The sequence below is a fragment of the Microbacterium sp. F01 genome (genome assembly GCF_056156365.1).
This window is the reverse complement of sequence record NZ_CM149592.1, coordinates 497,584-510,764: the sequence shown is the minus strand read 5'-3', so window position 1 is coordinate 510,764 and position 13,181 is coordinate 497,584. Positions and strand designations below refer to the sequence as shown.

Here is a 13,181-nt window from a genome sequence, read left to right as displayed (position 1 = left end):
TCACGGATGCTGCGGCAGAAGTTCGCCGACGGCGGAAGCGTCAGGGCGCAGCATCCCACCAATCCAGCGCTCGCGTGCCGATCAGCGTGAGCCAGCGCGAGGGCTCCCCCTCGGCGACGTCGACGTCGAACCAGGTGCGACCCGGCAGCGGCGTGGTCTGCGGCCAGGTGCCGTCGGGATGCCGGGCGGCGCGCACGGCCTCCACGGCGTCGGCGAGCCGCGGGTCGGGCGGCGTGCCCTCGAGCAGCGCGACGTCGCGGAAGTGGTCGAGTGCGGCCAGCGCGCTGTAGCGGTGCCGGTTCGGGTAGACGAAGCGCGTGACGAAGTCGCCGACCATCTCGCCAGTCGTCGCCCGGGTCATGAGATGGCGTGACAGGAGGTACTCCTCGCCGCCGTGGCGGGCGTCGCGCATGCTCGTGTCGCCGGTGATCCGCTCGTACGCGAGGATGCCGCGCGCCGCGTTGAGGGTCGAGTGGAACGACGAGCGCACCGAGTCGCCCTCCTCGGCCTCGCAGTTCCAGCCGCCATCGGCGAGCCGATGCTCGGGGAACCAGGCGACCAGCCGCGACACGTCGGCGCCGAGCCACGCGCCGCTCGCCAGAGTGTACGAGTTGATGCAGATGTCGACCTCGCCACCCCAGTAGGGCAGGTCGTCGTACTCCCACCGGCTGTTCGCGGCGAGCTTGTCGGCGGTTCCGTCCAGCGCGGCCGCGTCGACGCCCCACTCGCGGAGGTCTTTCAGCACCCAGGTGGTCGCGACCCAGGGCTGACCCGGCTCGTCCTGTTCGGCGCTTCCGAAGAAGCCGGCGGGGAAGAAGGCGCCACCGGCCCACTGGCCGTCGGCGTCCTGCTTCGCCAGCATCCGCGCACCGAAACCCTCGGTCGCCACCCGCGCACGCGTCGCCTCCCAGACCTCGGGCGGAGCGCCCGCGAGATCGCGCTCGACCTGCCAGCGCAGTGCCGGGTCGGAGTCGAGCAGCCAGTCGAGCAGATCCTGATCGATGGTCATGCGGGCAGGTTAGCCACCGCCGCCGACAACGTCGATCGCAGCGCATCGCGCCGGCCCGCAGCATCCACCTGGCGCATAGCTTCGTCACCAGAACCGTCCAGGCCCGCTTCCTACGCTCGATCGCATGCCCGAATCCCGACGACGGGCGAGCGGATTCCTCGGCGGTCTCGCCGGGCTGCTCGGCCTCAGCGCCCTTGCCGGAGTCCTCGTGGCCGCCACCGTCACCCCGGCGGTCGCCCTCACCAGCGGTGCGGCGTCACAGGCGATCACCCTGTTCGACAATCTGCCGAGCACGCTCGAGATCGACCAGCTCATGGTGCCGAGCAATTTCTACGCCACCGACCCCGACACGGGCGAGGAGGTGCTCATGGCGCAGTTCCTCGAGCAGGACCGCACGCCGGTCACCTACGACCATGTCTCGTCGGCGATGTACGACGCGATCCTGTCAAGCGAGGACCCGCGCTACTACGACCACGGCGGCGTCGACCTCATCGGCACGACCCGTGCCGTGCTGTCGAACCTCGAGGGTGGTGGCGAGACCCAGGGAGGGTCGACCATCAGCCAGCAGTACGTCAAGAACGTGCTGGTGCAGCAGTGCGAGGCGACCGCGACGACGCAGGAGGAGAAGTACGCCTGCTGGTCCGAGGCGACCACGTCGTCCGGCACCGCGGGCATCGAACGCAAGCTGCAGGAGATGCGGTACGCCATCGCACTCGAGCAGACGTACTCGAAGGACGAGATCCTGCTCGGCTACCTCAACATCGCGAACTTCGGCGGCACCACGTACGGTGTCGAGGCGGCCGCCCGCTACTACTTCGCCACGACCGCCGCGAACCTGACCGTCGGTCAGGCGGCGACCCTCGCCGGCATGGTGCAGAACCCCAACTCGTACCGGATCGACCGACCTGCCGGCTCGATCACGGCCTCCGACGGCGCGACCTTCAACAAGGCGCCGGATGGCGTCATCGACGACGGCGCGACGCTCGGCGCGCTCGACGCGCTGGTGCAGTCCGGCGAGATCACCGAGGAGCAGAAGCTCGCCGCGGCCGACGGGTACACCTCGACGAAGGTGCGCCAGCTCTACGTGCTCAGCCGCATGCTCGATGACGGCAAGATCACGCACGACCAGTACGTCGCCGCCGCGATCGAGCCCATCACCCCGGCGATCACGCCGACCGTCACAGGTTGCGCCGCGGCCGGCGGCGCCGCCTACTTCTGCGAGTACGTGAAGGACGTGATCCTCAGCGACGCCGCCTTCGGCGAGACCGCGACCGACCGGCTGCAGACCCTCCAGCGCGGCGGCCTGAACGTCTACACGACGCTCGACTCCCGCGTGCAGTCGGCCGCCGAACAGGCGATGACGCAGTACGCGCCCACGTCCGCCACCATGCCCACCTCCAGCGGGGCGTCGACAGGACGCTTCGGGTCGACGACCGTGAGCATCGAGGCATCCACCGGCCGCATCCTCGCGATCGCGCAGAACACGACCTACAGCGAGGACGCCGCCGTCGACGACGATCCGAATTACTCGTCACTCGTCTTCGCCGGAGACCTCGCGGTCGGGGGTTCGACGGGCTTCAGCGCCGGTTCGACGTTCAAGCTGTTCACGCTCCTCGACTGGCTCGAGCAGGGCCACTCGGTGAACGAGACCCTCGATGGGCGGCTGCGCGTGTTCGACCACCTCACGAACTCGTGCGACGGCGACTGGACCAACACCTCGAACACCCTCGTGAACAACTTCGGCAAGGCGGCGGGCCGCATCGGCACGCCCCTGCAGTTCACGGCGTCGTCGCTGAACACCGGGTACTTCGCCATGGCCGAGAAGCTCGACCTCTGCGACATCCAGAACGTGGCGAACCGCCTCGGGGTCACCGAGACCGACGGCGAGCCGATCTCGATGGACAGCCTGAGCTCGATCATCGGCACGACGGCGGTCTCGCCGATCGCGATGGCCGCCGCGTACGCGACCGTCGCCAACGGCGGCACCTACTGCCAGCCGCGGGTCATCGATCGGGTGACGGATGCTGCGGGCACCGAGATCGCGAAGCCGGAGAGCTCGTGCGCCACGGCGCTCGAGCCCGGCGTCGCGGCGACCGCCGCGTACGCGCTGCAGGGCGTGATGAACTCAGGTGGAACGGGAACCGCCGGCAACCCCGGCGACGGCACCCCGCTCCTCGGCAAGACCGGGACCCACGAGGCCTGGCAGACGTGGATGATCGAGTCGAGCACCGCCGTGACGACCGCCACGTGGGCGGGGAACGTCGACGGCGGCGGCGACGTCTTCAACACCTGGCACGACGGAACCAGACTGTCGGACATCCGCTACCGCATCGGCAGGGCGGTGCAGGCCGCCGCGAACGCCGCCTACCCCGGGAGCGCGTTCCCCGACGCCGACGCACAGCTGACCAAGAGCTCGCAGGCCACCGCGCCCCGCACCGACGAACCCACACCGACTCCCACGCCCACACCGACACCCGCACCGACACCGACACCGGAGACCGAGGACGACGGCGATGGAATCGACGGAGGCGGCAACGGCAATCCCGGAGGCGGCAACGGCCAAGGCGAAGGCGAAGGCGACGGCTGACCGACCGGCCGTCGCGGGCCGCGGGCGCCGGGGGCGCAGCATCCTTCGTCTCATAACCGTGAGGATCGTTGCCCGCCGACCCGCGGGCCAGGGAGAATTGCCCGATGCCCATCGTCGACAACGGCGTGTACGTCGCCGGAAAGCGGATCGAGAATCCGTCGAGCCTCGCTGAGACCTTCGAGTACACCCGCGCACATCACGGGATGGCGTGGATCGGGCTGTTCCGCCCGACTCCGGAGGAGATCGCCGAGGTCGCCGACGAGTTCGCCCTGCACCCGCTTGCGGTCGAGGACGCGCTGACCGGACACCAGCGCTCGAAGCTGGAACGGTACGGCGACATCCTCTTCGTCGTGCTGCGGCCCGCCCGGTACATCGACGAGAGCGAGACTGTCGACTTCGGCGAGCTGCACGTGTTCGTCGGGCCCGACTTCATCGTGACGATCCGCCATGCGGAGTCCCCCGACCTCAGCCGCGTCCGCCGCCGGATGGAGCAGGAGCCCGACCTGCTCGCGCGAGGACCCGAGGCCGTGCTCTACGCGATCCTCGACGAGGTTGTCGACGAGTACACGCCGGTCATCGAGGGCGTCGAGAACGACATCGACGAGATCGAGGACGCGCTGTTCGAGCACGGCGGCGTCTCCCTGTCCAAGCGCATCTACGACCTGTCGCGCGAGGTGATCCTGCTCCAGCGCGCGGTCGCGCCGCTGGCCGACATGCTCGAGTCGCTGCAGCGCGGGGCGCCCAAGTACGAGGTCGACCTCGAGCTGCAGCGGTCGCTGCGTGACGTACACGACCACGCGCTGCGCATCATCGACAAGGCCTCGGCGTTCCGCTCGATCCTCGACAACGCCCTCACCGTCAACGCGACGATCGTGACGCAGCGCCAGACCGACACCGCCCTCGTGCAGAACGAGCAGGTCAAGAAGATCTCAGGCTGGGCGGCGATCCTCTTCGGCCCTACGCTCGTGGGCACCATCTACGGCATGAACTTCGTCTATATGCCCGAATTGGAATGGCCGCTCGGCTATCCGATGGCACTCGCCTTGATGGCCGCGACGAGCCTCACCCTGTACTGGGTCTTCCGCAAGCGCCACTGGCTCTGACACAGGGATGGGGAGGGATGCTGCGGCCGCAGCATCCCTCCCCACGGCGCTGTCCTATACCGTGAGCAGGACCTTCGTGGCACGGCGCTCGTCCATCGCCCGATACCCCTCGGCCGCCTCCGCGAGCGGGAGCGAAAGGTCGAAGACCTTGCCCGGGTCGATGCGCCGGTCCCAGATGAGCTGGATGAGCTCGGGCAGGAAGCGGCGCACGGGCGCCGGTCCGCCGTGCAGGTGCACGCCGGAGAAGAAGAGCTCGAGGCCGTCGAGCGAGACGTCGTGCGCGACACCGACGTAGCCGACGTGACCGCCGGCGCGCGTCGCGCGGATGGCCTGCATCATCGACTCCTGCGTGCCCACGGCCTCAATCACGCTGTGCGCGCCGTAGCCGCCGGTGAGCTCCTTGATCTTCGCGACGCCGGCGTCGCCGCGCTCCTCGACGATGTCGGTCGCGCCGAACTCGCGCGCCAGCGCCTGCCGGTCGGCGTGCCGGCTCATCGCGATGATCCGCTCGGCGCCGAGCTGCTTCGCCGCCAGGATGCCCAGCAGCCCCACCGCGCCGTCGCCGACGACGGCGACCGCTTTGCCCGGACCGGCCTCGGCGGCGACGGCCGCGAACCAGCCCGTGCCGAGCACGTCGGAGGCGGCGAGCAGCGACGGGATGAGCTCGGGGTCGGGCATGCCGGGAGTGGCGACGAGCGTGCCGTCGGCGAGCGGGATCCGGGCGTACTCGGCCTGCGTGCCGATCGCGCCCATCGGGTGCGCGTGGATGCACCGTGACTGATAGCCGGCCCCGCAGATCTCGCACGTGTTGTCGGAGGCGAAGAACGAGCCGACGACGAAGTCGCCGACCTTCAGATCGGTGACGGCGTCTCCGATCTCGGTGACGACGCCGACGTACTCGTGCCCCATCGGGGTGCGGTCGACCGCGTCGTCGCCACGGTACGGCCACAGGTCCGACCCGCAGATGCAGGTCGCGGCAAGACGGATGATCGCGTCCGTCGGCTCGACGATGGCCGGGTTCTCCCGTTCTTCGACCCGGACATCGCCGGGTGCGTACATGACGACTGCGCGCATATGGGCTCTCCTTCTCAGGGTGGTGGTTCGAGCATCCGCTCCGCGCCGCTGCGGCGGGAGTTCCTGCTGTGACAGGTACTGGCGGGGCACCCCTTGGTGCGACCGCCGAGCGGCGCAGACCCCCGAATGACGTCGCGTGTCGTCGAGGGACGCCGGATGACGGCGAGGGCGGATCGGGGTGGCCGATGCGCCTAGCGTGACCCCATGCCCGAGAACGACCCGCCCGCGCACGAGCGCCCGACGCTGCGCGCAAACGCGGGCGGCCTGGAGGCGCTGCCTTCTGCGCGCCTGGGGTTCACCACGCGTCAGCTGCACGCCGGCGACCGGCCGGTGGGCCCGCACCGGCCTCGCGCGACGCCGATCTACCTCACCGCGGGATTCGAGTTCGAAGACTTCGCGCAGGCCCACGGCCGATTCGCGGGCACGGACGACGGCTTCAGCTATACACGCGTCGGCAACCCCACCAACGCCGCGGCCGAGCAGCGCATCGCCGACCTCGAGTCGGGCGTGGGCGCGCTCCTCGTCGCGAGCGGCCAGGCGGCCGTGACCACGACGATCCTCTCGCTGGTCTCCGCCGGCGACCACGTGCTGGCGTCGTCCAGCATCTACGAGGGCACCCGCGAACTGCTGCGCGACGACCTCGCTCGGCTCGGCATCGTCGTCGATTTCGTCGACGACCCCAACGATCTCGCGGCGTGGGGCCGCGGCATCCGTCCTCGCACGAAACTCGTGTTCGCGGAATCGATCCCCAATCCGAAGAACGACGTGCTCGACGTCGCCGGGCTCGCCGACGTGGCGCACCAGCACGGCGTGCCGCTCGTGGTCGACAACACGCTCGCGACGCCGTACCTGCTGCGCCCGCTCGAGCACGGCGCGGACATCGTCGTGCACTCGGCCAGCAAGTTCCTCGCCGGCCACGGCACCGTGCTCGGCGGGGTCGTCGTCGACGGCGGCACGTTCCCGTGGGCGGACCACGCGGACGCCTACCCCCAGCTCGCGCGAGAGCGCGGCCTCGACGGGCTGACGTACGCCGAGCGGGCACCGCGCACCGCGTTCCTCGAGTTCTCCCGACGCGTCGCGATGCGGTACGGCCCCGCCCCGTCGCCGCTCAACGCGTTCCTGATCCTGCAGGGCGTCGAGACGCTGTCGCTGAGGGTGCAGCGGCAGTCGGCGACCGCGCTGACCATCGCGCGGTGGCTCGAACAGCACCCCGGCGTCGAATCCGTCGACTACAGCGGGCTGGCGTCGAGCCCCCACCACGCGCTCGCGCGGCGGTACCTGCCGAACGGTCAGGGCTCGGTCTTCGCGGTCACCCTGCGCGGGGGCCTCGAGTCCGCGCGCGTGTTCAGTGACGCGCTGCGACTGTTCACACGGATGACGCACCTCGGCGACGTGCGGTCGCTCGTGCTGCACCCGGCGACGACCACGCACGTGCTGCGTGACGGCGAGCAGCTGGCCGCGCGCGGCATCGGCCCCGGTCTGCTGCGTCTGTCGATCGGCCTCGAGGATGCCGACGACCTCATCGCCGATCTCGATCACGCCCTGGCCGCCGCCCTGGCCACCGACCTTCTGAGCACCGTGGGAGCGTCATGACCCGTCCGCAGCACTTCGGCTGGTTCCTCTCGCGCGGCTTCGGCCCACACGGCTGGGCCCGCCCTTACTACGAGTGGAACTACGCCTGGCAGAAGCCCGACCTGTATCAGCAGTCCGCGCGCGACCTCGAGCAGGCGGGCTTCGACTTCGTGCTCATCGAAGACGCGCTGTCGGTGGGCATCACGCCAGAGACCCTGAACCTGCGCGTGCGGAAGGCGTACGGGGGGCCGAAGCACGACCCCTGGACACTCGCGCCGTACCTCTTCGCCGCGACGCGTCACCTGGGCGTCATCCCGACCGTGAACGCCGGCGCTTACCCGCCGTACCTCGCCGCGCGGCAGTTCGCGTCGCTGCAGCACCTCAGCTCGAGCCGCCTCGGCCTCAACGTCGTGACCGATGTGGGCAGCGCCCACCACTTCGGGCTCGACCGCTTGTCGCACGACGCGGCCTATGACCGGGCCCAGGAGTGGCTCGACGCGCTGCGGATGCTCTGGCACAGCTGGGGCGACGATGCCCTCATCGCTGATCCGGCGACGCAGATCTACGCCGACGGCTCCAAGATCACCGCGGTGCAGCACCGTGGTGAGTACTTCTCGTTCGACGGACCGCTGAACGCCGAGCCCCTCCCATCCGGACCGAACGGCGAGAGCGGCGATCCCGTGGTCGCGTCGCCGGGCGGGTCGCCGCGCGGTCTCGGCTTCGCGGGTGCGAACTCGCAGATCCAGTTGGCGCTGTCGAACCTCGATCCCGAGAGCATTCGCGCGTACCGCGCTCGCGTGCACGCCGCGGCGGTCGAGAACGGCCGCGACCCCTCCGACGTCCAGGTGCTGTTCGTCTTCAAGCCCATCGTCGCGGCGAGTCGCGAGGAGGCCGATCGCATCGTGGCGGCATCCGCGTCGCCTGACGACACGGTGCTGCGCGAGGTCGCCGAGGCGTGGTCGAGCGACCTCGAGACCGACCTCACGGCGCTCGACCTCGATCGCCCCCTCGACCCGGCGATCTTCGGCGAGCACGTCTCGAAAGGCACGATCCGGGGCCTGCAGGGGACGTTCGACTCGTTCGACGACGTGCCACTGCGCGACATCCTCACCGGCAAGGCGCGCCTGGGCCGCGTCACCGACGTCACCGACGGCATCGGTGGGACCGTGGGCACCGCCGACGAGATCGCCGACGTCATCGAGGCGCTCGGCGACGACGCCGACAACGACGGCGTCATCTTCTCGGGCGACCTGCACCCCGTCACGATCCATCGCGCCCTCGACGAGCTCGTGCCGATCCTTCGCCGCCGCGGGATCCTGCGCACCGACTACGCCGACGGCGGGCTGCGCGCCAACCTGTCCGCCTTCTGAGCTCCACCTCTCGAAAGGAACGCCATGCCATCGATCGTCGTCCTCGTCGGAAACCCGCAGTCCGCGTCGCGCACGCGCCTGGTCGCGGAGGAGGTCGCGCACCAGCTGGCAGAACGCAGCGGCGCCGACATCGAGCCGACGATCGACCTGGCCGACGTGGCCGGCTCGCTCTTCCGCTTTCCCGACGCCGAGATCGACGCGCTGCTCGAACGGGTCGCGAACGCCGCCGTGCTCATCGTCGCAAGCCCGACGTACAAGGCGACGTACACCGGCCTGCTCAAGGCGTTCCTCGACCGCTACGGCGCGAACGGGCTCGCCGGCGTCACGGCCATTCCTCTGCTCACGATCGGCGGCCCCGGCCACGCACTCGCCGTCGAACACGGCCTGCGGCCGCTCCTCGTCGAGCTCGGAGCCTCGACGCCGACGCGCGGCATCGCGTTCCCCGCCGGAGAGACCGATCGCCGCAAGGAGATCATCGCGACGTGGCTCGAGACCGAGTGGCCGCGTGTCGCGCCGGCGCTCGGCGTCCCGGCCGAGCCGGTGCGCGCGGGCTGAGCGCGAGTCGGCGCCTCCCGCCGTTTCCGTGACCGAAAGCGCCGCGACCGGCCGACTGCGGACCGCTCGCGACGCGTCCTCCGCCATGCTGCCGCGCCGAGTCGGCCGCTGCTGCCCCTTCTCTTGTGGGAACCGACGAGACGGGCCGACTCGGCGCCGTGAGAGTACGCCCGCTTCAGAACGAGAAGCAGTTCGACATCGTGCGCGGCCTCGTCGACGACGCGCGCGACCGCGGAGCGCGCGTCGTCGTCGGCGGCGAGCCCGCCCCCGAGCTCGGCCCGCTGTTCTACCGCGCCACCGTCGTCGCCGACATCGAGGACGGCGCACGACTGGTCGACGAGGAGCAGTTCGGCCCCGTCATCCCGGTGATCCGCTACTCCGACGTCGACGACGCCGTCCGCCGCGCGAACGCCTCGGAGCAGGGCCTCGGCGCCTCCGTGTGGTCGGCCGACGTCGAGGTCGCCGTCGAGGTCGCCAAGCGCCTGCAGGCGGGTACGGTCTGGATCAACGGACACGGCGGCCTGAACCCGATGGTGCCGTTCGGCGGCACCAAGGCCTCCGGCTACGGCCAGGAGTTCGGCGTCGCCGGCCTCAAGGCCGTCGCGGCACCGAAGGTCATCAGCCGCTGACCTCCACGGCCCGCATCGCCTGCGCCAACGAGGGGTTGCGCCCGGCGATGTGGGGCGTGTGGCGCATCAGGCGTCCTTCCGGGTGAGGCGGGTGCGCACGGCGAGCCCGGCGCAGGCGATGACGGCGAGGCCGCCGAGCAGGGTGGGCAGCCCGATCGACTCGTGCAGCAGCAGCGCGGACCACAGGATGCCGAGAACCGGCTGGACCAGCTGCACCTGGCTGACCTGGGCGATGGGGCCGATCGCGAGGCCCCGGTACCAGGCGAAGAAACCGAGGAACATGCTCACGACCGCGAGGTAGGCGAACGCCGCCCATTCGACCGGCGAGGCGTGCGGCGGCTGCTGGAGCCAACCCGCGAGCGCGCCCGCGATCATGAGCGGCGACGCCAGCACGAGCGCCCACGAGACCGTCTGCCACGCGCCCAGTTCGCGGGCGAGCAGGCCGCCCTCGGCGTAACCGAGGGCGCACAGCAGCACCGCGAGGAAGAGCAGCAGGTCGGCCTCGTGCAGGGCGCCGAGTCCGCCGTTCTGGAGCGTTGCGAACGCCATGGCCGCGACCGCGCCGAGCACCGCGAACACCCAGAACGACGCCGTGGGCCGCTCCCGGCCGCGCAGCACCGCCATCACCGCCGTCGCGGCGGGGAGCAGTCCGATCACCACGACCGCGTGGCTCGCGGGCACCGAGACCAGCGCGAACGACGTGAGCAGCGGGAAGCCGACCACCACGCCGACGGCGACGACCGCCAGCCGCGCCCACTGCGCACGGCTGGGCAGCGGAACGGCAGCCGGCCGCCGGTGCCGCACGATCGAGAGCACCAGCGCCGCGAGCAGGGCGGCGACGACGGCCCGGCCGCACCCGATGAACAGCGGCGACAGTCCCCCGACCGCCACGCGTGTGAACGGCAGCGTGAAGGAGAACGCGACGATGCCGACGAATCCCCAGCCGAGCCCTTCGACGCGGGGTAGCACTGTCGGTTTCCGGAGAGTAGCGCTACTCTGTTCTGTCATGAGTCAGGATAGCACCACCCGGATCATGACGGGTCTTCGAGCGTGGATCGCGGCCGCCCCGCCCGGAGCGCAGCTGCCGTCCAACCGCGCGCTGGTCGCCGAGTACGCGGCGAGCCCGGTCACCGTGCAGAAGGCGATGCGGCGGCTCATCGAGGCCGGGCTCATCGAGAGCCGACCCGGCGTCGGCACGTTCGTCCGCGCGCTGCGCCCGGCGCGACCCGCGGATTACGGCTGGCAGACCGCGGCGCTGGGCACTCCGCAGGCGCGCGTGTCGATGCTGTCGTCGACGCAGCGGTCGGTCGCGCCCGATGCCATCGGCCTGCACTCGGGGTACCCGGCATCCGATCTCCTTCCCGAACGCGCGGTGCGCGCGGCCGTCACCCGCGCAGCGCGCTCGAGTGCCGCGATCACCCGCTCGCCGGTGACCGGGATGCCCGAGCTGCAGGACTGGTTCGCCCACGAGCTCGCCACCGCCGCCCCCGCCGGCGTCACCCCTCCGACCGCTCGCGACGTGCTGATCATCTCGGGCAGTCAAAGCGGACTGTCGTCGATCTTCCGCGCGGTCGTCGGCACAGGGCAGCCGCTCGTCATCGAGTCACCCACGTACTGGGGTGCGATGCTCGCCGCCGAACAGGCGGGCGTGACCCTCGTGCCGGTGCCGTCCGGACCGCACGGACCCGACCCCGACGAGGTCGAGCGGGCGCTGGAGCGCACCGGCGCCCGCGCCTTCTACGCGCAGCCGACGTTCGCGAACCCGACCGGCGCGCAGTGGCCGAAAGCGACCTCCGAGGCGATCCTCGAGATCGTGCGCCGGCGCGGTGCTTTCCTCATCGAGGACGACTGGGCCCACGATCTCGCGATCGACGCCGATCCGCGCCCGATCGCCGCACAAGACGACGACGGCCAGGTCATCTACCTCCGCTCGCTCACCAAGAGCGTTTCGCCCGCACTGCGGGTCGCGGCCGTCATCGCCCGGGGCCCCGCGCGCGAGCGCATCCTCACCGATCGCGCGGCGGAGTCGATGTACGTCAGCGGCCTGCTGCAGGCCGCGGCGCTCGACGTCGTCACCCAGCCGTCGTGGCGCACGCACCTCAAGGGGCTGCGCGGGCAGCTGCGCAGCCGCCGCGATCTCCTGCTCGACAGTCTGCGCGAGCACGCGCCCACCGCCCACATCGAGACGACCCCGGGTGGCGGGCTGAACCTCTGGGCGCGCCTTCCCGACGGCACGGACGCGGGCCTCGTCGTGCGCGAGGCGGAGGCCCGCGGCCTCATCGTCGTGGCAGGCGACGAGTGGTTCCCGGCCGAACCATCGGGCCCGTTCATCCGCCTCAATTACTCCAGCGACGACCCCCGCCGCTTCCCCGACGCGGCACGCATCCTCGGCGAGGTGCTCGCGCAGCTCGCCGGGTGACCAGCTCCCCGGCCGGAAGCGCACCCGCGTCTACGCGCGTTACGGCCCGTGTCCTGGTGTTTCACGGCACCGTGGACGGGACGGATGCTGCTGTCTAGCGTCGTGACACGGCTTCGGGAGACACTTTCCCGCCGGTTGAGGGGCGCGCCGAGATCCGGCTCGCGCGAGAGGAGCATGCCATGTCGTGGACGCACAGCTTCAGCATCGGGAGTCTCGACGACGGCGTCCCCATCCGCCTCGTCGAGGCGCGGGACGCGTTCATCGACGCCCAGCGCGCGCTCGAGGCGGCCCGCGAAGACCTCCTCGCTGCGCACGCCCAGACGAACCGCCTCTGGGGCATCGGCCGCTGAGATCCGCCACCCGGCAACGACACCGAGGTCCCGTGACCGACGGGCACCAATGCGAGGCCGGCACCGCCGCACCCAATACGCTCAGCGCATGATCTTGCTCTCTGACATCGAACCCATCAATCAGGGCGTCTCGTCCGCCGCCGTTTTCGGCTACGTGGTCGTCGGCCTCATCTACTGGGTGGCCACCATCGCCGCCTACTGGAAGACGTTCACGAAGGCCGGCTACCCGGGATGGCTCGCGATCATCCCGATCGTGAACCTGTTCGTGCTCGTCAAGGTCGCCGGCTACTCGGCCTGGCTCGGACTGCTGTGGTTCGTGCCGATCGCCAACATCGTGCTCGCGATCATCGTCGCCTTCCGCAACGGCCGGGCCTTCGGCCACGGCGGCGCATTCTCGTTCTTCCTGCTGTTCCTGCTCAACCCGATCGGCTACTTCATCACGGGCTTCAGCAACGACACCTACACCAAGCCCGCCTGAGCCCACTCCGCTGACTGAGCGAACACCCCGGCTGC

12 protein-coding genes are annotated in these 13,181 nt (G+C 70.7%); 9 read left to right on the top strand and 3 right to left on the bottom strand.

What is annotated here, in order from left to right:
• Positions 1-40: 40 nt before the first annotated feature.
• Positions 41-1,009: a squalene cyclase gene (locus ACVN90_RS02235; protein WP_475100564.1), complete on the bottom strand. Its 969-nt coding sequence runs from the start codon at positions 1,007-1,009 to the stop codon at positions 41-43.
• 124 nt (positions 1,010-1,133) lie between these two features.
• On the opposite strand from ACVN90_RS02235, the gene ACVN90_RS02230 reads away from it, so the two are divergent.
• Together ACVN90_RS02230 and corA are read left to right on the top strand one after the other, a co-directional pair.
• Positions 1,134-3,596, top strand: coding sequence for a transglycosylase domain-containing protein (locus ACVN90_RS02230; protein WP_475100563.1), 2,463 nt, complete (start codon positions 1,134-1,136; stop codon positions 3,594-3,596).
• 104 nt (positions 3,597-3,700) lie between these two features.
• Positions 3,701-4,699 carry a magnesium/cobalt transporter CorA gene (corA, locus tag ACVN90_RS02225; RefSeq protein ID WP_475100562.1) on the top strand — a complete coding sequence of 333 codons (999 nt, stop codon included), beginning with the start codon at positions 3,701-3,703 and terminating at the stop codon, positions 4,697-4,699.
• A 54-nt stretch (positions 4,700-4,753) separates the two neighbouring features.
• Here corA and ACVN90_RS02220 read toward each other — a convergent pair whose 3' ends face one another.
• Positions 4,754-5,773: a zinc-dependent alcohol dehydrogenase family protein gene (locus tag ACVN90_RS02220; protein ID WP_475100561.1), complete on the bottom strand. Its 1,020-nt coding sequence runs from the start codon at positions 5,771-5,773 to the stop codon at positions 4,754-4,756.
• 204 nt (positions 5,774-5,977) lie between these two features.
• Here ACVN90_RS02220 and ACVN90_RS02215 point away from each other — a divergent pair, with 204 nt between their 5' ends.
• The 4 genes from ACVN90_RS02215 (at position 5,978) to ACVN90_RS02200 (ending at position 9,899) form a co-directional block, all read left to right on the top strand.
• Complete coding sequence (locus tag ACVN90_RS02215) at positions 5,978-7,366, top strand: O-acetylhomoserine aminocarboxypropyltransferase/cysteine synthase family protein (RefSeq protein WP_475100560.1); 1,389 nt, start codon at positions 5,978-5,980, stop codon at positions 7,364-7,366.
• Positions 7,363-8,715, top strand: coding sequence for an LLM class flavin-dependent oxidoreductase (locus ACVN90_RS02210; protein ID WP_475100559.1), 1,353 nt, complete (start codon positions 7,363-7,365; stop codon positions 8,713-8,715). Before ACVN90_RS02215 ends, ACVN90_RS02210 begins: the two co-directional genes overlap by 4 nt.
• A gap of 24 nt (positions 8,716-8,739) precedes the next feature.
• Entirely contained in the window at positions 8,740-9,270 is a 531-nt protein-coding gene (locus ACVN90_RS02205; RefSeq protein ID WP_475100558.1) for an NADPH-dependent FMN reductase, read from the top strand.
• A gap of 158 nt (positions 9,271-9,428) precedes the next feature.
• Positions 9,429-9,899 carry an aldehyde dehydrogenase family protein gene (locus tag ACVN90_RS02200; RefSeq protein ID WP_475100557.1) on the top strand — a complete coding sequence of 157 codons (471 nt, stop codon included), beginning with the start codon at positions 9,429-9,431 and terminating at the stop codon, positions 9,897-9,899.
• A gap of 66 nt (positions 9,900-9,965) precedes the next feature.
• Here ACVN90_RS02200 and ACVN90_RS02195 read toward each other — a convergent pair whose 3' ends face one another.
• A complete protein-coding gene (locus tag ACVN90_RS02195; RefSeq protein WP_475100556.1) occupies positions 9,966-10,907 on the bottom strand; it encodes a DMT family transporter in 942 nt (313 codons plus the stop codon).
• Between ACVN90_RS02195 and ACVN90_RS02190 the strand changes: the two genes are divergently transcribed.
• The 3 genes from ACVN90_RS02190 (at position 10,906) to ACVN90_RS02180 (ending at position 13,146) form a co-directional block, all read left to right on the top strand.
• Positions 10,906-12,318: an aminotransferase-like domain-containing protein gene (locus ACVN90_RS02190; RefSeq protein WP_475100555.1), complete on the top strand. Its 1,413-nt coding sequence runs from the start codon at positions 10,906-10,908 to the stop codon at positions 12,316-12,318. The genes ACVN90_RS02195 and ACVN90_RS02190 overlap by 2 nt on opposite strands.
• A gap of 179 nt (positions 12,319-12,497) precedes the next feature.
• Positions 12,498-12,668 (top strand): hypothetical protein, encoded by a 171-nt coding sequence (locus ACVN90_RS02185; RefSeq protein ID WP_475100554.1) that lies wholly within the window; start codon positions 12,498-12,500, stop codon positions 12,666-12,668.
• A gap of 88 nt (positions 12,669-12,756) precedes the next feature.
• A complete protein-coding gene (locus ACVN90_RS02180; protein ID WP_475100552.1) occupies positions 12,757-13,146 on the top strand; it encodes a DUF5684 domain-containing protein in 390 nt (129 codons plus the stop codon).
• Positions 13,147-13,181 lie beyond the last annotated feature (35 nt).

Coding starts and splice junctions, on each gene's coding strand:
- corA (WP_475100562.1), top strand. CDS start 3,701: ATGCCCATCGTCGACAACGGCGTGTACGTCGCCGGAAAGCGGATCGAG.
- ACVN90_RS02185 (WP_475100554.1), top strand. CDS start 12,498: ATGTCGTGGACGCACAGCTTCAGCATCGGGAGTCTCGACGACGGCGTC.
- ACVN90_RS02195 (WP_475100556.1), bottom strand. CDS start 10,907: ATGACAGAACAGAGTAGCGCTACTCTCCGGAAACCGACAGTGCTACCC.
- ACVN90_RS02230 (WP_475100563.1), top strand. CDS start 1,134: ATGCCCGAATCCCGACGACGGGCGAGCGGATTCCTCGGCGGTCTCGCC.
- ACVN90_RS02220 (WP_475100561.1), bottom strand. CDS start 5,773: ATGCGCGCAGTCGTCATGTACGCACCCGGCGATGTCCGGGTCGAAGAA.
- ACVN90_RS02205 (WP_475100558.1), top strand. CDS start 8,740: ATGCCATCGATCGTCGTCCTCGTCGGAAACCCGCAGTCCGCGTCGCGC.
- ACVN90_RS02180 (WP_475100552.1), top strand. CDS start 12,757: ATGATCTTGCTCTCTGACATCGAACCCATCAATCAGGGCGTCTCGTCC.
- ACVN90_RS02235 (WP_475100564.1), bottom strand. CDS start 1,009: ATGACCATCGATCAGGATCTGCTCGACTGGCTGCTCGACTCCGACCCG.
- ACVN90_RS02210 (WP_475100559.1), top strand. CDS start 7,363: ATGACCCGTCCGCAGCACTTCGGCTGGTTCCTCTCGCGCGGCTTCGGC.
- ACVN90_RS02215 (WP_475100560.1), top strand. CDS start 5,978: ATGCCCGAGAACGACCCGCCCGCGCACGAGCGCCCGACGCTGCGCGCA.
- ACVN90_RS02190 (WP_475100555.1), top strand. CDS start 10,906: ATGAGTCAGGATAGCACCACCCGGATCATGACGGGTCTTCGAGCGTGG.